1 pseudogene is annotated in these 1,137 nt (G+C 61.9%); it reads right to left on the reverse strand.

Features of this window, described 5'->3' with window-relative positions:
* A pseudogene (gene clpX / locus BJF83_RS03210) lies at positions 1-1,137 on the reverse strand (ATP-dependent Clp protease ATP-binding subunit ClpX); the annotation flags it as partial.

The raw sequence follows: 1,137 nt of genomic DNA on the forward strand, positions 1-1,137 counted from the left end.
TTCTCCTCCGGTCCCTCGTCGAGCTGGCTCCGCGGCACGATCGTCGGGTTGACGTTGTCGATCACCGTCTCCCGCGTGATGATCACCTGACCCACATCCTCACGCGAAGGCACCTCATACATCACCGACAACAACACCTCCTCGATGATCGCCCGCAAACCACGCGCACCCGTCCCCCGCACGATCCCCTGCTCGGCGATCGCCTCCAACGCGTCCCGCGTGAACTCCAACTCCACATCATCCAACTCGAACAACCGCTGATACTGCTTCACCAAAGCATTCCGCGGCAACGTCAGAATCCGGATCAACGCCTCACGATCCAGATCATGCACACTCGTGATCACCGGCAACCGACCCACGAACTCCGGAATCATCCCGAACTTCAACAGATCCTCCGGCATCACCTCGGAGAACAACGCCGACTGCGCCACCTCCGACCGAGGCCGCAACACCGCGTTGAACCCCATCCCCTGCTGACCCGTCCGCGACTCGATGATCTTCTCCAGACCCGCGAACGCCCCACCACAGATGAACAACACGTTCGTCGTGTCGATCTGGATGAACTCCTGATGCGGATGCTTACGACCCCCCTGGGGCGGCACACTCGCCGTCGTCCCCTCCAGGATCTTCAACAACGCCTGCTGCACACCCTCACCCGACACATCCCGGGTGATCGAGGGGTTCTCACTCTTACGAGCGACCTTGTCCACCTCGTCGATGTAGATGATCCCCGTCTCGGCCTTCTTCACGTCGTAGTCGGCCGCCTGGATCAACTTCAACAGGATGTTCTCCACATCCTCACCCACATACCCCGCCTCCGTCAGCGCCGTCGCGTCCGCGATCGCGAACGGCACATTCAGGTCCGCGCCAGGGTCTGCGCCAACAACGTCTTACCCGACCCCGTCGGCCCCAGCAGCAGGATGTTCGACTTGGCGATCTCCACACCCTCGTCACCGGGACGCTCCCCCTCCGAGCGCACCCGCTTGTAATGGTTGTACACCGCCACCGACAAGGCCTTCTTCGCCTGCTCCTGACCGATCACGTACGAGTCCAGGAACTCGTAGATCTCCCGCGGCTTGGGCAGGCTGTCCCACGTGAGCTCGGTGGCGTCGGCGAGTTCCTCCTCGATGATCTCGT

This window comes from Nocardiopsis sp. CNR-923, assembly GCF_001942255.1.
In the GTDB taxonomy this organism is placed as follows: Bacteria; Actinomycetota; Actinomycetes; order Streptosporangiales; family Streptosporangiaceae; genus Nocardiopsis.